Annotated in this window: 2 protein-coding genes; both read left to right on the top strand. The window is 68.6% G+C overall.

The annotated features are described in order from the left end of the window. Positions 1–554 precede the first annotated feature (554 nt). Positions 555–2,216, top strand: coding sequence for a protein kinase domain-containing protein (locus tag ACLE50_RS22300; protein ID WP_410945578.1), 1,662 nt, complete (start codon positions 555–557; stop codon positions 2,214–2,216). A gap of 131 nt (positions 2,217–2,347) precedes the next feature. Continuing rightward, positions 2,348–3,127, top strand: coding sequence for an NlpC/P60 family protein (locus tag ACLE50_RS22305; protein ID WP_410945579.1), 780 nt, complete (start codon positions 2,348–2,350; stop codon positions 3,125–3,127). The last annotated feature ends 186 nt before the right edge of the window (positions 3,128–3,313 follow it).

The raw sequence follows: 3,313 nt of genomic DNA on the forward strand, positions 1-3,313 counted from the left end.
GTTCTGCCACGTCAAACAGTGGCGCGGGCTCGCCACCCGATACGACAAGCTCGCGCTGACCTTCCGTGGCGGAGTGGTGCTGAAGGCGATCGTCACCTGGCTACGCGAATTGGGAGACACGCCCTAGTTGTACCGGGCCGGTTCGGGCACTGCTACACGCTCCACCTCGACATACGCTCGCACGTCGAGGTCGCGGACTTTCCCGCGCCTCGGACAACCGCAGGGCCAGGTTCGACAGCCTCCGGCTCCGGCCACGTCACTGCTCGTGAGCGCCGTATGTTGTTCGCTCTATGCGCCCCCATGTTGACAACGGCGGGGGGCGGGCCAGCGACATACCGGGCCATCGCCGAGGCGCACGGGACCACTGCCAACAGCGTGCGAACGTGTCTCGACCGTCTGCGCGCGAGGTTGAGCGACATCGAGGGAATCCCGGGTCTGAGGGCCTCCGAAGACGATCTCGGTGTCGCCCAGACCTACCTGGTCGCACTCGCCTGGTGGGCGATCGACACCGGTGTGGTGGGCCCCGCGGCGCGGCCGACCGGGAGCAGACGCGCATGACTTTCGATGGGGGCGTGGTCACTGGCGATGAGCGTGGTGCTCCGATCGGTCACGCTCCAGTGTCTGCTGACCTCCGGGACGACGAGCCGAACGGCCTGTTCCTCGGCCCCGCCGAGGATCCAGATCGGTTCGAGCTCCTCGGGCCGGGCCTGCCGGGCGGCGAGGGGACGACGTGGCGGGCACGGTTCCGCGGCTCTCTGGCGTCGCCCGTACCCGTCGCTGTCAAGCAGCTGCGCCCTTCCTCGACCCCGGACGGGTCGCCCGCGCCTGCGGACCTGACGCGGTGGACCGATCAGCGTCACCTCCTGCAGGCTCTCCGGCACGACCATCTCGTCCGTGTCCACGACCTCATCCTCACCTCGGCGCCGCACCCATCCGGGTGGTATGACGATGCCAGGGGCATCTCGTTCACGGTTCCCTGCCTCGTCATGGAGTGGGTCGATGGGACCGACCTGCGCAAAGAGGCCCCATCCGGCACAACAACGGCGTCCCGCCTCATTCGGTATGTCACCGAAGTTGCCAATGCGGTCGCCTCGCTACACTCCGTGACTCGGACGTTCGGTAATCCGATGCTGCACCGGGACGTCAAGCCAGACAACGTCGTCGTCTCGCCGGGGCGCGGCGCCGTGCTCGTCGATATCGGGACGCTCCGCCCTCTCGACGGTGCACGTGACCCTCTCGGCCTGCACTCCCGGAACTACACCGCGCCCGAGGTGCTCGCCGACCCATGTGCTCCACGGACCGTGGCATGCGATGTCTACGGCCTGGGAGCACTGGCCTACTTCTGCCTCGTCGGGACGGATCCGCCCCCGGCGGACGACGACACGGCGATCGCGGTCGTCCGGCTCGAGCTGCGCAACGCGACCCGACGGTTGCGGTTGCGGCACGGCCGCAAAGTCGTCGACCTCGTCGTGGCCGCGCTCGCCCCAGACCCGGGGGACCGACCGAGCCGGCCGTCGGTGTGGGCGGACGAGCTCGTTCAACTCTTCGCCGCCCACCACCGTCGACAACAGCGAGCGCTCGGGGCGGCGGCAGCGATCATCGGAGCCACCGGCGCACTGCTCGCGACCGTCCCCGAGGCGTTCGGGGTATCGAACACGGACGAGCCAGCCTCGGTGGCGGCGTTCGAGCCGTTCGGCACGGCGTACTCCACATTCCCCGCATCGGCGAATGGCGATCGGCTCGAGATCACGCCGCCACTCGGCGACGACCGCTTCGACCACCTGTGGGGCTTCTACTCGCCCGCTGAAGCTTGCGCCACAACCATCGAGTTCGATGTCGTCGTCGAAGCAAGCGCGAACCCGACCGCCTTCGGTATCGGGGTGGTGCCACGCGCCGTGATGGAGGACGACCAGCCGACCGGATCGTCGGTCCAGTACGAGTGGGAGGACGCCCGCGACTTCGGACGGTCCGGGTCCTATGCCAGAGCGGTCGAACTGCCCGGTGGAGCCTGGCGTGCCACGATCGACCCCGCTCCGATGCCGGACATCCACAGTCCTCACCACGTCGTCGTCCGGGCCGTCGGCACAACGTTGAGCGTGGACGTCGATGGGACCACCACCAATGTGGACACTCCCGGTGTCGAATGCGGAGGAGTGGCGCTGCGCGCCTGGGGAGCCCCCGCACGGTTCGACCACGTCTTTATCCGGTCCACCTGACCAGGTTGAGCCAGTTCCGGAGCAGGTGATGGTTCGTCCCTGAACCACTGCCAGTACCCGTCTGCAGCCGACGATTTCGTCACCAGGCCGGCAGCACAGGCGCCAGCCAGTGAATGAGACGGGACAGATCGATGAAGCGCGCTACATTCGGCAGGCTCGGCGCTGCGACGCTGGCCGCACTCGTCGGCGGAACGCTGATGGCAGGGGGGACGGGCGTCGCGTTCGCGGGCGCGGGTTCCGACCGACTGAACCCTGGAGAGACACTCGTCGCAGGCGAGCGGCTGGTGTCGCCGGACGGCCAGTACGTCCTGGTCATGCAAGGCGACGGCAATCTCGTCGAGTACGCCCCCGGCAACCGAGCGATCTGGGCGAGCGGGACCAACCGGGCGAACTCCGTCGCGACGATGCAGGGCGACGGCAACCTGGTCGTCATCGCTCCGGGCAACTCCGCGGTCTGGGCGACCGGCACGAACGGGAACAACGGGGCTGATCTCGAGCTGCAGAACGACGGGAACGCCGTCGTCTACGCCCAGGGGCACGTCGCGAAATGGTCAAGCCGCTCCGGTGGCACCGCGACCAACCCGAGGGCCGAGGCGGCCATCAGCTGGTTCCAGCAGCGCATGGGCAGCACCGTCTACGAAGGCCTGTGCGAAAAGGCGGTCGAGAACGCGTACGGAGTCAGCGGCAAGTACCCGACTGCGCGGGCGAACTGGAACAGCCGTGACCGCCGCACGCCGTACTCGGCCGCCCCCCGCGGCGCACTGGTCTTCTACAACACCAGCAGCGCCGGTCACGTCGCTATCAGCCTCGGCGACGGCCGGGTGATCAGCACCAGCGCCGGCGGTCGGATCGGGATCGTCCCGATCGGATACTTCCAGAACCCGCTCGGCTGGGCGCCCAGCCCCTGGTGATCGCTGGCGACGGCGGCCGCCCGGCCGCGAACCGCGGCCGGGCGGCCTCTGTCGTGTCAGGGCCTGTCAGAAAGATCGTGTGTGGGCCGGTGATCCGGCAGGCTGAAGCGGCAGCTTCGGCCGGGAAGGATCATCGTTGACCGACAACGACACGACGGCGGAGACCGCTGCCGATGACCAGCACCC

The sequence above is a fragment of the Pseudonocardia phyllosphaerae genome, from assembly GCF_046546475.1.
In the GTDB taxonomy this organism is placed as follows: Bacteria; Actinomycetota; Actinomycetes; order Mycobacteriales; family Pseudonocardiaceae; genus Pseudonocardia; species Pseudonocardia phyllosphaerae.

Bases quoted from the DNA above. Each gene is read 5' to 3' on its own strand.
- ACLE50_RS22300 (WP_410945578.1), top strand. From the start codon at position 555: ATGACTTTCGATGGGGGCGTGGTCACTGGCGATGAGCGTGGTGCTCCG.
- ACLE50_RS22305 (WP_410945579.1), top strand. From the start codon at position 2,348: ATGAAGCGCGCTACATTCGGCAGGCTCGGCGCTGCGACGCTGGCCGCA.